This is a genomic window from Arthrobacter sp. P1_B4 (assembly GCF_056406555.1).
Genome location: NZ_JBFTZW010000007.1, coordinates 12,636 through 24,459 on the forward strand (window position 1 = coordinate 12,636; position 11,824 = coordinate 24,459).

At 68.1% G+C, this 11,824-nt stretch carries 14 protein-coding genes; 7 read left to right on the forward strand and 7 right to left on the reverse strand.

Annotated elements, in window-relative coordinates:
* The first annotated feature begins 11 nt into the window (after positions 1-11).
* The gene (locus tag AC1D1W_RS04995) at positions 12-818 is read left to right on the forward strand and encodes an IclR family transcriptional regulator domain-containing protein (protein ID WP_476943105.1); all 807 of its coding nucleotides are present in this window, start codon (positions 12-14) and stop codon (positions 816-818) included.
* A gap of 53 nt (positions 819-871) precedes the next feature.
* Here AC1D1W_RS04995 and AC1D1W_RS05000 read toward each other — a convergent pair whose 3' ends face one another.
* Entirely contained in the window at positions 872-1,108 is a 237-nt protein-coding gene (locus AC1D1W_RS05000; protein ID WP_028277604.1) for a hypothetical protein, read from the reverse strand.
* A gap of 172 nt (positions 1,109-1,280) precedes the next feature.
* On the opposite strand from AC1D1W_RS05000, the gene AC1D1W_RS05005 reads away from it, so the two are divergent.
* On the forward strand, positions 1,281-2,240 hold the full coding sequence (locus AC1D1W_RS05005; RefSeq protein WP_243178091.1) for a diacylglycerol/lipid kinase family protein: 960 nt from the start codon (positions 1,281-1,283) through the stop codon (positions 2,238-2,240).
* A gap of 63 nt (positions 2,241-2,303) precedes the next feature.
* On the opposite strand, the gene AC1D1W_RS05010 is transcribed toward AC1D1W_RS05005, so the two are convergent.
* The 3 genes from AC1D1W_RS05010 to mscL all read right to left on the reverse strand — a co-directional run bounded on the left by AC1D1W_RS05010 (position 2,304) and on the right by mscL (position 4,467).
* Positions 2,304-3,173: an ACT domain-containing protein gene (locus AC1D1W_RS05010; protein WP_476943106.1), complete on the reverse strand. Its 870-nt coding sequence runs from the start codon at positions 3,171-3,173 to the stop codon at positions 2,304-2,306.
* Between the two features lie 90 nt (positions 3,174-3,263).
* Positions 3,264-3,857: a DinB family protein gene (locus AC1D1W_RS05015; protein WP_243178089.1), complete on the reverse strand. Its 594-nt coding sequence runs from the start codon at positions 3,855-3,857 to the stop codon at positions 3,264-3,266.
* 94 nt (positions 3,858-3,951) lie between these two features.
* Entirely contained in the window at positions 3,952-4,467 is a 516-nt protein-coding gene (gene mscL / locus AC1D1W_RS05020; RefSeq protein WP_243178088.1) for a large conductance mechanosensitive channel protein MscL, read from the reverse strand.
* 231 nt (positions 4,468-4,698) lie between these two features.
* Here mscL and AC1D1W_RS05025 point away from each other — a divergent pair, with 231 nt between their 5' ends.
* A complete protein-coding gene (locus AC1D1W_RS05025; protein WP_476943107.1) occupies positions 4,699-5,781 on the forward strand; it encodes an FUSC family protein in 1,083 nt (360 codons plus the stop codon).
* Positions 5,782-5,794: 13 nt separating this feature from the next.
* On the opposite strand, the gene AC1D1W_RS05030 is transcribed toward AC1D1W_RS05025, so the two are convergent.
* Positions 5,795-7,045, reverse strand: coding sequence for an MFS transporter (locus tag AC1D1W_RS05030; protein ID WP_476943108.1), 1,251 nt, complete (start codon positions 7,043-7,045; stop codon positions 5,795-5,797).
* 133 nt (positions 7,046-7,178) lie between these two features.
* Between AC1D1W_RS05030 and AC1D1W_RS05035 the strand changes: the two genes are divergently transcribed.
* The 4 genes from AC1D1W_RS05035 (at position 7,179) to AC1D1W_RS05050 (ending at position 10,849) form a co-directional block, all read left to right on the forward strand.
* Entirely contained in the window at positions 7,179-7,958 is a 780-nt protein-coding gene (locus tag AC1D1W_RS05035; RefSeq protein ID WP_476943109.1) for an IclR family transcriptional regulator, read from the forward strand.
* Between the two features lie 93 nt (positions 7,959-8,051).
* Positions 8,052-9,242: a 4-hydroxybenzoate 3-monooxygenase gene (locus tag AC1D1W_RS05040; RefSeq protein WP_243178084.1), complete on the forward strand. Its 1,191-nt coding sequence runs from the start codon at positions 8,052-8,054 to the stop codon at positions 9,240-9,242.
* 117 nt (positions 9,243-9,359) lie between these two features.
* Positions 9,360-9,752 carry a nuclear transport factor 2 family protein gene (locus AC1D1W_RS05045; protein ID WP_043436380.1) on the forward strand — a complete coding sequence of 131 codons (393 nt, stop codon included), beginning with the start codon at positions 9,360-9,362 and terminating at the stop codon, positions 9,750-9,752.
* A 44-nt stretch (positions 9,753-9,796) separates the two neighbouring features.
* On the forward strand, positions 9,797-10,849 hold the full coding sequence (locus AC1D1W_RS05050) for an FAD-dependent monooxygenase (protein WP_243178398.1): 1,053 nt from the start codon (positions 9,797-9,799) through the stop codon (positions 10,847-10,849).
* Here AC1D1W_RS05050 and AC1D1W_RS05055 read toward each other — a convergent pair.
* The gene (locus AC1D1W_RS05055; RefSeq protein WP_079555099.1) at positions 10,788-11,222 is read right to left on the reverse strand and encodes an acyl-CoA thioesterase; all 435 of its coding nucleotides are present in this window, start codon (positions 11,220-11,222) and stop codon (positions 10,788-10,790) included. The two genes, AC1D1W_RS05050 and AC1D1W_RS05055, sit on opposite strands and share 62 nt — an antisense overlap.
* A gap of 70 nt (positions 11,223-11,292) precedes the next feature.
* Complete coding sequence (locus AC1D1W_RS05060; RefSeq protein ID WP_043436378.1) at positions 11,293-11,796, reverse strand: GNAT family N-acetyltransferase; 504 nt, start codon at positions 11,794-11,796, stop codon at positions 11,293-11,295.
* Positions 11,797-11,824: the final 28 nt, after the last annotated feature.

Here is an 11,824-nt window from a genome sequence, read left to right on the forward strand (position 1 = left end):
AGAGGCGGAAAATGACTGAGCCAGCCAAGAGCGGCGGCGCGCCCGCGGCCAGCGACCAGTACGTGCAGTCGCTGGCGCGCGGGCTCGCAGTGATCCGTGCCTTCGACACGGAACACCCCAAGATGACGCTGACCGAGGTGGCGGCCCGGACCGAGCTGACCCGGGCCACCGCCCGGCGGTTCCTGCACACGCTCGCGGAGCTGGGCTATGTCCGCACGGACGGCAAGATCTTCGCCCTGACTGCCAAAGTGCTGCAGCTCGGCTACGCCTACCTGTCCGGGCTCTCCCTGCCGCAGCTCGCCCAGCCGCATCTGGAAGAGCTCTCCCTCGAACTGGGGGAGTCGACGTCGGCCGCGGTGCTCGAAGGCACCGACATCGCCTACATCGCCCGGGTGTCCACCCGGCGGATCATGACGGTCGGCATCACGGTGGGCACCCGCTTCCCCGCCTACGCCACGTCCATGGGCAGGGTGCTGCTCGCGGCCCTCCCGCCGGCGAAGCTGGAAGAGTACCTCGCGGCAGCCGAGATCCGGCCCCTGACTCCCGGAGCCATCGGAACGCGGGCCGCCCTCCTGGCGGAGCTGGATACTGTTCGCGCCCAGGGCTGGTGCCTGCTGAACCAGGAGCTGGAGCTGGGCCTGATGTCCATTGCGGCGCCCGTCCACGACGGGCCGAAAGTGGTGGCGGCCATCAACGTCTCGCTGCAGGCCCAGACGACATCCGCGCAGCCCGATCCGGACTCCTATCTCAAGGCCGTGCGTGAGGCGGCGCTGGCCACGGCGGAAATTATCTCCGCGGACCTGACCTCGGGCCGGTGAAACGCGTTTCAGACGGTACGTCTGGGAAGGCGTACGTCCTGGGAAGAGAACCGTCAGGTAGCGGGATCCGGGATCGGCTCAGTTGAAACCGTGATCGTCACGCCACCGGGTTCGTCACCGATTTTCAAATGCAGGTCCCTGCCCACCAACAGGGCATGGATGTCTTCGCTGCCTCCGGGCGCGATCTGCTCGGCCAGCCGCGTGAGCGCCAGTGCCATCGCCCGGCCCCAGTCGTGCGGATCGACGCTGGATGATTCTGCCGTCGCTGAGTAATTCTCTGTTTCAGTCATCTGCCCCCGCTTTCGGCGTCCGGAGCGCAGCCTCCGGCACATCACGAAGTCCAGTCTAGTGAGCCTGCGGAGCGCACGTCCACGATTCGCGCCGGCCCTGCGCAGGTTACGCGGGCACTGCGGCTAGGATTTTAGTTCGGGAACCCTCCGCCGAATTGCCCCTAAGGACGCCATGACAGAGAACAGCACCGCGACGTCGGAGACCCTGGAAACCGGGGACAATACAGCGTCCCGGCGCGCCGCCGTGGTTATCAACCCCATGAAGTCTCCCGGCGACAGCTTCCGCGCCTCCTTCTTCCGCCTGTGCGAGACCCAGGGCTGGGCGGATCCGCTGTGGCTGGAAACCACGAAGGAGGACACCGGGCTGGGCCAGGCCCGCGAGGCGCTGGAGGCCGGAGTCGACGTCGTAATCGCCGCAGGCGGCGACGGAACGGTCCGCTGCGTGGCGGAAGTCCTCGCAGGCACCGGAACGCCGATGGGCCTGGTGCCCCTGGGGACCGGGAACCTGCTGGCCCGCAATCTCGGCATCGACATCACCGACCCCGTGGCGGCCAGCTACGACGTCCTGAGCGGCACGGACACCAAGGTGGACGTAGTGAAGGCCACGCTGGACCACGCCGAGACGGAATCCACCTTCCTGGTGATGGCCGGACTTGGCTACGACGCTGCGATCATGGCCAACACCGTCGACGAACTCAAGGACCGCGTGGGCTGGCTCGCGTACGTTGAGGCGGGCATCCGGCACCTGCCGGGCAAGCCCATCAGGGCGAAAATCAGCATGGACGGCGAGCACCCGGTACGGCGCCGCATCCGCAGCGTGATGGTGGGTAACTGCGGCAAGATCATGGGGGGTGTGGAGATCTTTCCCGACGCCAAGATCGACGACGGCATCCTGGACGTCGTGATTTTGGCCCCCATCGGCCGGTTCGGCTGGCTGGATGTGCTGGCCGGCGTCTTCGGCCGGAGGAACGCCAAGAACGCGTCGGTGGAATACTTCGCTGGAAAGTCAGCCGAGATCGAACTCGCCCACGAGCAGGAATTCCAGCTCGACGGCGACCCCCTCGGCAAGGCCAAGCACCTCAAGGTCACGGTCGAGCAGGATGCCCTCACCATCCGGATGACAGGCATCTGACCCTGCGCCAACCATCGGCCGGCTATTTCACCGGCCAGCCGGGCCACCGGCCGGCCGTGCCGGCTAACGCGCCGCCGGCCGGTGCGCCAGGATCTCCGCGAGTTCGGCCAAACGGTGTGCGCGGGCGGATTCGGCAGGCGTAAACGGCTCGCCGGGCCGGGAAAACGTGATGGGCCCGTGCCATGCCGTAGGGATCTTCAGGACCGTCCCGTCACCGCCCGTCTGGGGTGGGACCTCGGTGTTGCCGGCGATGATCCGTGCCCGCAGCAGTTCCGCGACCGCCAGCGGCAGCTCCTCCGGGCTGGCGGCGATCCGGGCGGCCAGGCTCAGTGCGCCGGTTTGCCCGTCGGCCATGGCCAGGGCGGTGGTCGGCCAGACGTGCGGGTCCGCTCCGCCGCCGGCCCGCAGCGCCCGGAGCAGCTCGGCTTCGCGGACTTCGCCCGGGGCCGAGAGCACAAACTCGTCCAGCACACCGCCGGCCACGGGGTGAACATGAATGCTGAGGATGTTCGTGTTCAGCGCGGCCAGGGCCTGCGTCAGTTTCTGCAGCGACCCGGGCTTGTCTTTCAGGACGGTCCGCGCCCGCCACAGGGCGGGTGCGGCGCCGAGCCGTTTACGGTGCCGCAAGGCCGGGGCATGCAGCCAGCCCCTGAGCATCCGGGCCGCCGAGGGTTCGGCCACCCAGATCACCAGGATGGTCGCGGTCAGGGTCAGCACCAGGACCTTGGCAACGTAGGGCAGGTGGGTTTCCACCACCGCCGCGTGCACCAGCAGTTCGATCGGGAGCATCACGGCGACATTGGCCAGGGTCAGCCGTGCCTTGGTCGGTTCGGGCATCTGGCCGCACACTTCGCAGCTCAACTCGGAAGTGGCCGGGGACTGGGCTTTGCCGGTGGTTTTGGCAGGGTTTTTGCCTGCGGAAGTGCGCGTCATGCTCCCATGATCCCGGCCGGCTGTTTCGGCCGGGTTGCCGCCGGGTGACGGTTTCGCGCCGGGACCGGGCCAGGCCAGGTGATCGTGCTGTTACAAGCCCGGTCCACCCTCCGGGCCGCGCAGGAGCTGGTGGCGGTGGGCGTAAAGGTCGCGGAGCAGGGCGACCTCGGCCAAGTGGTGGATCATCTCACGGTTGATGTGCAGGACCAGTGCTGCCATGGGGGCATCGGCGTACGGGCCTTCGGCCGGCCCGCAGGGTGCCGCCAAACCTGATTCGTGGAGGCCCTTCACGCCGTGGATCCACCGGCCGTAGTACTCGTCCAGCTGGGCCAGCGCCCCGGCCGCGGTGCCGGGGTAGGCGAAGCTCTGGTAGTCCACCGGTGGGCCGCCAAAGTGCGATGCCGTGCGTGCGCCGAGGACGCCGACCAGAATGTGGCACAGGCGCCACGCAATGGTTGTCACCGGAGCAGGAACGGGCTCCGGGTAGCTGAAATCTATGGTGAATTCGCCCGAACCCGGCGCGGCCGGGGGTGTTGAGGCGTCTTTGCGGCGGACATTCCAGCCCGGTACCGGCTCCCAAAAGTACTCGTGGTCAGTCAACCCGTCCAGCCGCGGCCGGGCCTGGTTGGCAAAATGCCAGTCCAGTTGGTCCACCAGCTCGTGGTTCCACTTAAGGTCCGGCATGGTGTTCCTCCTTGGCAGCCAGGCTCGCGCGGCGGGGCCCCTACATCAAAGCACTCCGGTCCGGCCGCCCGCCAGAGGGCCAGGCAAGGAGGGGTCAGACGTGAGTTCGGATTGCGGTTCCGGCCGGCTCGGACGAGTGTGCCTTGCCATCCGGGTACTCCCCGTCCGGGTGATCCCCGACGCGGGCACGGGTGGCGGCGGAGTCCGGGCCGGCCAGATTGGCCAGCAGGTCGCGGATCTCGGCCAGCAGCGCGGTGTCGGCCGGGATGGGTTTCTCCTCGGGCTCGGCTGCCTTGAGCCGGTTCTTGACCATTCGGTTGATCCGGTTCATGGGGGCCACGAAAATGAAGTACACCACCGCGGCGGTGATGAGGAAGGTCAGGAAGGCCGTCACCACGGCGCCGATGTTGATGAAGGTCTTGTCGTTTCCAGGCCAGACGTAGAAGCCCAGGCCGTGGGTCTCGACCCCGCCGGCGGCAGCCAGGATCGGGTTGACGACGTTTGCGGTGAACGCGCTGACCAGGGCCGTGAAGGCGGTGCCGACCACGACGGCAATGGACAGTTCGATCACGTTGCCGCGCAGGATGAAATCCTTGAATCCTCTGAGCATGGGGAACCTCCGGTGTGCGTTGCGGGCTTGATTCAACCGATAGACGCTACCACTTCGCGGTGCAGCCGGCCGATCCCGATCAACGGATTCCGATGCCGCCGCCGCGCCGTTCCGGCGTAAACTCCCCCTTGGATGCCAGCGCCGCCGTCGTAACACTCCGGCTGCAACGAAAGGCATCCCGACCCGTGAGAACCCGCCCATGAAGAGCTTTTTCGCTGTAAGGCCGGCGCCATGAAAGTGTTCGCCGAGATGTTCACCATCGCGCCGGGCAACAAGGACCACCAGGTTGCCTTCCGCTGCGCCGTGGGAGTCTTTGTTCCGCTGATCACGCTGGTGCTGCTGGACCGCCTGGACCTGGCAATCTTCGCTTCCTTCGGCGCCTTCACCGGCATCTACGGCCGCAACGAGCCGCACGCCAGGCGCCTGACCCTGCAGGTCCGGGGCGGCGGGCTGATGCTGCTGGTGATGTTCCTGGCCGCCCTCACCGCGCGGGTGGACGCCCTGGCCGGGCTGTCGGCGGCAGACACCACCTGGGTCCTGGTGGTGGCCACGACCGTGATCGCGTGGGGATGCTCCCTGGTTGTCGCGTGGTGGCGCCTGCGCCCCGCCGGTTCGCTGTTCCACATCTTCGCGTTCGCGGCCATCGCGTCAATCCCCAACCAGCCGCCGCTGTGGCAGGCCATGCCAGTGGCGGTCCTCACGGTGGCTTTCTCCCTGCTGCTCGGCCTGTCCTCGCGGGTGGCCCGGAGCCACCGGACCCCGTGGGTAAATCCGAGACCGGCGGCCCTCACTCCGCGGGAGAAACGCACCGCGTGGCACGAAAGCTGGGGTTACCTCGTGGCGGCAGGCCTGGCGGGAACGCTGGGGACCCTGGCCGGGGAATGGCTGGGCATTGGCCACAACTACTGGGCGATGGTGGCCGCCGTCGTTCCGCTGGTGGGCCACACCACCCGGCACCGCGTCAGCCGCGGCCTGCAGCGAATCGCGGGCACAGCCCTGGGGCTGGTGCTGCTCGCCGGCATCCTGCTCCTGCAGCCGACGCCCTGGCAGACGGTGCTGGTCATTGCCGCGTGCCAGTTCGGCGCCGAGATGTTCATCGCGCGCCAGTACATGCTGGCCCAGGTTTTCGTCACGCCGCTGGCGCTGATCTCCACGCTTCTCGTGGCACCCGTGCCGCCCGGCATCCTGCTCCGCGACAGAATCGTGGAGACCATCATCGGTGCCGCCGTCGGCATCGCCGTCGTGCTGGCGCCCGGCGCGTGGCGCAAACTCAGGGTCCGCCGCGAGGCGCGGACCCCGGAGCGCTTCTCCTAGGAGCGCCTGACGGCTACGGGTGCCCGACGCTGGCGCCGGCGCGGGACACTGCCGGGACGGTTTGCGGAACAAAGGCGAGGGCGAGGACCGCCAGGACCGCGGCGGCCGCGAAAACATAGAAGCCCCACGGGTAGGCGATGCCGGCGGCCACCAGCGCGCCGGTGACGGCCGGGCCCATAATTGCCCCCAGCCGGCCCACGCCGGCGGCAAAGCCCAAAGCGGTGCCGCGCAGGCGGACGGGGAAGAGCTGGGTGACCCAGGCGTAGACCAGAACCTGGGAGCTGAAGACGAACACGCCGGTGACGAAGACGGCGGCATAGAGCACCACTTCGTTCTGGATCTGGATGCTGAGCGCGGCCAGGAACACGGCGGAGAGGCCAAACCAGAGCAGGACGATCTTCTTGGTCCCGTGCCGGTCGGCCAGGACCCCGGCGATCAGCAGGCCCACCACGGCGCCCACGTTCAGGACCAGGAGCAAGGCGAGGCCGGCGTTCAGGCTGTAGCCGGCGGAGGCCATGAGCTGCGGCAGCCAGGTGTTCAGGCCGTAGACCAGCAGCAACCCCATGAAGGACGCCACGGCCACACCGGCCGCAATCAGCGGGTAGGGCTTGCGGCCCAGATCCCGGAAGCTGGCGCGTTCTTCCGCGGCCGCAGGGATGTGGTGGACCGGCGGGAGGGTCTCCGGAAGCTTGAACCACAGGAAGGGGACCAGGGCGAAGCCGGCCAGGCCGCCGGCCACGAACATGGTCCGCCAGCTTGGAATGACCATGAGGGCCAGGAACGCGGTGGCCACGGCGCCGACGTGGTACCCGGTCATGGTCCGGGTGGTGGACTTTCCGGCCGTTCCGGCGGGTGCGTAGTCGTTCATGTACGCCAGGGCGGCGGGCAGGCAGGCGCCCAGGCCGAGCCCCGCCAGCAGCCGGAACGCGCTGAACCACGCCACGTTGGGTGCGAAGACGACGGCGATCGTAAAGAGGGAGAACCACGCCACGCAGGCCACCAGCAGGTTCCGCCGGCCAAAGCGGTCCGAGAGCGGGGCGATGAAGAGCGCGCCGAGCCCCACACCCACCAGGGAGACGGTTGCCGCGAACGTCGCCCCAACGGCGTCGAAGCCAAGTTCCTGCGACTTGATGAGGGTCGGGATGACCGTGCCGAGCACCACCAGGTCAAAGCCGTCCAGCACCATGGCCAGCCAGCAGAGCCACACGGGCCACCGTGATTTCTCTCCCGATGGCGACGACTTGTCCAATGACGACGTTGACATTGTTACCTCAGCGCTAGTGTTTAGGTGATTCCGTGCCCCGGCCGGTGTTCGCGGGGCCTCTTTCCATTGTGAGAGTTGTATCACCGCGCCGTGTTGCATGGGACACTTAAAACCATTCAACGGAAGGGATTTGGTGGCCAATTCGAACTCCGGCGACTCGGTGGTGGACCGGGTCCTGCGGTTGATTGCCGCGTTCCCTGAAGGCGTCACGGCGCTGCCGCTCTCGGAGCTTGCCGCGAGGGCGGAGCTCCCCCTGACCACCGCGCACAGGCTCGTCCGGCAGTTGGCCGGGCACGGCCTGCTCGACGTCGGCCCCGGCGGCTCCGTCAGCCTGGGCCTGCGGCTCTGGGAGCTCGCCAACCGCAATTCCCCCACGCTCGAACTCCGCCAGGCGGCCCTGCCGTTCATGGAGGACATCCAGCAGGTGCTGCATCAAAACGTGAACCTCGCCGTGCTGGACGGGCGGGAAGCGCTCTTTGTGGAGCGGCTGTCCCGCCGCGGCTCCGTCGCCAACCGGGCGCAGGTGGCCGGCCGGATGCCCGTGCACGTGTCCTCCGCCGGGCTGGTGCTCATGGCCAACCAGCCCCGCCCCGTCCAGGCCGAGTACCTCGAGGGATTCAGTGATCCGACCGGCCGGCTGCCCCTGGAGGATCTCCGCGCCCTCCTTGGCGAGGCCGCCCATCGGGGCTATGCCCAGCTGGCCGGCGTCGTGGACCCTGACACGTGGGGGATCGCGGTTCCGGTGCTGGACCGCAGGAAGCACGCCGTGGCGGCCCTCGGCGTCGTTGTTCCCCTTCGCGAGGCGCGCCTGCAGGCGCTTGTTCCCGCCCTCCAGACGGCGGCGCGGGGGATCGGGCGGCGGCTGGGAGAGCCCCGCGAGAATCCCGTATTCCATTCAGCGGAATCCATGTAACGCGCATCACCCCCGGGGGAGCACACTGTTAGCCGGAAGACGAAAACGGCCCCGGCTCCGACCGCCCGGACCCCGCAACGAAGCGAGACGCACATGGCACAGCGAAAAGTCATCACCACCCAGGTAGCCATCATCGGTGCCGGCCCGGCCGGACTCATGCTGTCCCACCTGCTGGCCAAGGCCGGCATCGAATCCACCGTCCTGGAGATCCGCAGCCACCAGGAGATCTCCGAGACGGTCCGTGCCGGCATCCTTGAGCACGGCTCGGTCAACATGCTCGTCGACAGCGGTGTCTCCGACCGCGTACTGCGTGACGGCGACCGGCATGACGGAATCGAACTGCGGTTCAACGGCGAAAGCCACCGGATCGACTTCCAGGACCTCGTCGGGGAATCGGTGTGGCTGTACCCGCAGACGGACGTGTTCCTGGACCTCGCCGCACGCAGGAAGGCCGACGGCGGCGATGTCCGCTACGGCGTCACGGACACCACCATCCACGACATCGAAGCCAAGCCCAAGGTCTGGTTTACCGATGCGGACGGCGTCGACTACGAGGTCCAGGCCGACTTCATCGCCGGCGCGGACGGCTCGCGCAGCCACTGCCGGTTCCAGATTCCCGAGGCGCACCGCAAATGGTACTTCCACGAGTACCCCTTCGCCTGGTTCGGCATCCTGGCCGAGGCGCCGCGCAGCTCCGACGAGCTGATCTACGCCAACTCGGAGAACGGCTTCGCCCTGATCAGCCAGCGCACGGAGACGGTCCAGCGGATGTACTTCCAGTGCGACCCCAACGAGGACGTCAACAACTGGGATGAGGACCGCATCTGGGACGCCTTCCGCAGCCGCGTCAACGGCAACGGCTTCGAGGTCAAGGAAGGGCCCGTGATCGACAAGACAGTCCTGAAATTCCGCAGCTTCGTCCACGCCCCCATGCGGCACGGCAACCTGTTCCTCGCCGGGGACGCCGCGCACACGGTGCCGCCCACCGGGGCCAAGGGCCTGAACCTGGCGCTGCATGACGTCAAGGTCCTCTTCGAGGGATTCGACAGCTTCTATGCCAGCGGCTCCACCGCGCTCCTGGACGCCTACAGCGACCGCGCCCTGAACAGGGTGTGGAAGGCCCAGCAGTTCTCCTACTGGATGACTTCCATGCTGCACACCCCTGCCGGCGCCGATGATTTCTCCCGCGCCCGCCAGCTTGGCGAGCTCCAGTCCGTGGTGTCCTCCCGCCACGGTAGCGCCTACCTTGCGGAGGCCTACACCGGCTGGCCGGGCGCCCGCTAGAGCACCGGCCGGAATCCCGGCAGGGGGTTGATATTTCCATCGACAGGCCTAGGGGCCAGGACTAGCCTATAACCGTCCCAGCATGACCCGACAAGGACGATGGAGAGGTGTCCGATCATGGGAACCGCAGAGAATGTTGAACTGGTCCGGCGGGGTTACACGGCCTTCAACGCAGGGGATATGGCGACCCTCAGCGACCTGTTCGCGGAGGACGCAGTCTGGCACGTTGCCGGAAGCGGCGTGCTATCCGGAACCAAACAGGGCCGCGACGCGATCCTGGCGTACTTCGGTGAACTGGGAGCGCGCACCCAAGGTCACTTCCAAGCCAACGTCGAGGACATCGTCGGCGGGGAAAACCATACGGTCGCGATCCAGCAAACCCACGGGGAAGCCAACGGCAAAACCCTGGACATGCCGACCGTCATCACGTTCGTGGTCCGCGACGGACAGATCGCGGAAGGACGGGAGTTCTTCGAGGACACGGCCAAGGCAGACGACTTCTGGACCTGACCGAACAACCGCATGATCGGCCCCGCCCGCAGGCTGTTTCCATCATCGGCGGCGGCATCGCCGGGCTGGCTCTTGCAGCCCGGCTGGATCCCGCGCGTTTCGAGGTCACTGTCACCGAACAGCGGTACGGGCTCCCGACCGTGGGGACATCCTTGGCCATGTGGCCCGCGGCCCAGCGCGCCCTGGGCGATTTGGGCATCCTGGACGCCGTCAGGGAGGCCAGCCCGGTGATCGACGGCATGACCGTCCGGGCGGCCTCCGGCAGGGCCTGGACATCAGCGCAGGCGACGGGGCTGATCGGCGTCTCCCGGGTTGATCTCATCCGGCTCCTCGACGGTGCAGTCCCGGGCAGCGTGCGCCGGGTGTCCGGCCGCCTCGACGTCGTCCGGCCTGGTCCTGCCGGCCTCGTGGTGGGCGCCGACGGTGTCCACAGCGCGGTGCGCCGCAGCTGCTGGGGTGCCCGCTCCGGTGCCCGGCCCACCCGCTACGTCGCGGTCCGCGGCGTGGTTCCCGGATCGCTGTGGCGTGGGCTCACGGGCGAATACTGGGGCCGCGGGCAGCTCTTCGGGATTGGTCCCGCGGCGGCCGGGACCAACTGGTACGCGGCGTTCCGCACCGGGGCGGGACAGGGAAGCCTCGACGTCGCCGCGGTCCTGGCGGAGACCCGCGCCCGCTACGGAGGCTACGCCCCGGGCATCCGCGACGTCCTGGCCGATGCGGTACCGGAAACGACCCTGGTGCAGCGGATCTGGACGACGCCGCCGCTTGGTCGCTATGTCCGCTCCCGGGTGGCACTGCTAGGGGATGCCGCCCACGCGATGACACCCAACCTCGGCCGGGGTGCCTGCGAGGCGCTGGTCGACGCCGTGACCCTCGCGGCGCTGCTCAATAACCGGCCCGTGGACGAGGCGCTGAGCGCCTACAACCGGGCGCGCCACCTCCGCACGCAGGCGTTGCGGTGGGCGTCGTCGGCCGTGATGCGGCTGGCCCTGGCGGAGCGGGGCCAGCCTGTGCGGGACGCGCTGCTGGGCCTGGCTAGTCCTGGTCCAGGGTCTCGGTCAGATGGTGCGTCGGAATCCGGTCCCGGTCGTAGGTGATCTCGGTATAACCGTGCGGCTCCGGCTTCCCGGACGGGCTCAGGTTCACGAAGACGATCTCATCAATGGTGAGGATGCTGCGGCGCGTGATCATGTTCCGGACTTCGGCCCGCATCGTCAGCGACGTCCGGCCGAAACGGGTCGCGGTCAGACCCATCTCGATCAGGTCGCCCTGGACCGCGGAGCTGACGAAGTTGATTTCGGAGATGTACTTGGTGACGGCCCGGCCGTTGCCCAGCTGCAGGATGGCGTAGATGGCCGCCTCCTCGTCGATCCACTTCAGCAGGCTCCCGCCGAACAGGGTGCCGTTGGCGTTGAGGTCCTCGGGCCGCACCCATTTGCGGGTGCGGAAGGTGATGTCGGCCGATTCCATAGTGCGAGGTTAGCCGACTCCGTGACCGGCGGCGTTGTGTGACGCAGCCGGCCCGGGGCGGCGCGCGGCCTCACGCCATGGCGGTGTGCGCGGCGCTGTGCGAATCGATCGGCTTCGCGTAGCAGTACGAGTGCACCAGGCCCACATAAGGCCCGAAGTTCGGCACGGACACGAAGCCGGAGTTCTCGTAGAACTGCCGCCCGTCGGTCTGCACCGAGCCGGCCTCCGCCGTCAGGGTGGTGATTCCCAGCGCGTGGGCGTGGGCTTCGAGGGCCGCGAGGATGGAGCTCGCCACTCCTGAGCCACGGGTGTAGGGCAGTACGTAGAGGCGTTTGATTTCGGCGGTGGTGGCGTCCAGCATGCGAAGGCCGCCGCAGCCCACCGGCTGGCCCGAGGCCTTGTCGTGCGCCACCAGGAACACCGCCGTGTCAGCTTCCGACGGCGGCGGCCCGGGTTCGTGGTCGGGCCGGCCGAAGCGGGCCTCGAGTTCCGCCTGTTGGGCTGCCCTCAGGTCCGCTCCGACGGGGTTTGCCCAAGTGACCTGACGGATGTTGAGCCGCGGGTTGGTCTGCATCACTGCCTCGATTCGCCGAAGTGTTATG

Excerpts from the sequence above, each read along its gene's own strand:
- AC1D1W_RS05055 (WP_079555099.1), bottom strand. The coding sequence starts at position 11,222 with ATGGAATCGGCCGACATCACCTTCCGCACCCGCAAATGGGTGCGGCCC.
- AC1D1W_RS05015 (WP_243178089.1), bottom strand. The coding sequence starts at position 3,857 with ATGCCGGACCTTAAGTGGAACCACGAGCTGGTGGACCAACTGGACTGG.
- AC1D1W_RS05000 (WP_028277604.1), bottom strand. The coding sequence starts at position 1,108 with ATGACTGAAACAGAGAATTACTCAGCGACGGCAGAATCATCCAGCGTC.
- AC1D1W_RS05045 (WP_043436380.1), top strand. The coding sequence starts at position 9,360 with ATGGGAACCGCAGAGAATGTTGAACTGGTCCGGCGGGGTTACACGGCC.
- AC1D1W_RS05025 (WP_476943107.1), top strand. The coding sequence starts at position 4,699 with ATGAAAGTGTTCGCCGAGATGTTCACCATCGCGCCGGGCAACAAGGAC.
- AC1D1W_RS05010 (WP_476943106.1), bottom strand. The coding sequence starts at position 3,173 with ATGACGCGCACTTCCGCAGGCAAAAACCCTGCCAAAACCACCGGCAAA.
- AC1D1W_RS04995 (WP_476943105.1), top strand. The coding sequence starts at position 12 with ATGACTGAGCCAGCCAAGAGCGGCGGCGCGCCCGCGGCCAGCGACCAG.
- AC1D1W_RS05060 (WP_043436378.1), bottom strand. The coding sequence starts at position 11,796 with ATGCAGACCAACCCGCGGCTCAACATCCGTCAGGTCACTTGGGCAAAC.
- AC1D1W_RS05030 (WP_476943108.1), bottom strand. The coding sequence starts at position 7,045 with ATGTCAACGTCGTCATTGGACAAGTCGTCGCCATCGGGAGAGAAATCA.
- AC1D1W_RS05005 (WP_243178091.1), top strand. The coding sequence starts at position 1,281 with ATGACAGAGAACAGCACCGCGACGTCGGAGACCCTGGAAACCGGGGAC.
- AC1D1W_RS05040 (WP_243178084.1), top strand. The coding sequence starts at position 8,052 with ATGGCACAGCGAAAAGTCATCACCACCCAGGTAGCCATCATCGGTGCC.
- mscL (WP_243178088.1), bottom strand. The coding sequence starts at position 4,467 with ATGCTCAGAGGATTCAAGGATTTCATCCTGCGCGGCAACGTGATCGAA.